Origin of the sequence: Aphanothece microscopica RSMan92, from assembly GCF_046613545.2 — a bacterium.
In the GTDB taxonomy this organism is placed as follows: domain Bacteria; phylum Cyanobacteriota; class Cyanobacteriia; order PCC-6307; family Cyanobiaceae; genus NIES-981.
On record NZ_JBKKKY020000540.1, the window covers coordinates 1 to 449 of the forward strand.

The window sequence follows — 449 nt, forward strand, 5'->3', positions numbered from 1 at the left end:
CGAAGATCGCGCCGGATGTGCGGGCGCTGCTGGCCAGCCATCCGGTGGCCGATAGCGGCCAGGAACTGGACAAGATTGCGGCGCAGACGCCGCTGATGCAGGCGAAGATCGCCGCCGCCCTCACGCGGGAGGACAGCCCGGCGCGCAACGTCTCCGCCGCGCTGGCGGAATTCGCGGGCCCCGTCGCCGGCGGCAAGGCGGCCGAGACGCAGCGCCAGCTGCAGGCGCTGATGGGCGCGTGGCGCAAGGCGGGCAAGGCCGCCCGCCGCCAGTTCCTCGGCTACCTCGCCGCCGAGGGCGAGGTCACCGCACCCGACGACGGTGACGCGGCATGACCCCCGCCGAACAACTCCTCGACTGGGCGACGCGCATCGAAGGCGAGGGCTGCCCGCACATCAGCGACCGCACGCGCGGCATCCTCGCCGACCTCGCGGGTTCGCTGCGCCGGG

General features: G+C 74.4%; 1 protein-coding gene. It reads left to right on the top strand.

Annotated elements, in window-relative coordinates:
* A partial coding sequence (locus ACLD7X_RS18955; protein ID WP_411425227.1) for a hypothetical protein occupies positions 1-335 on the top strand: 335 nt, incomplete at its 5' end.
* Positions 336-449 lie beyond the last annotated feature (114 nt).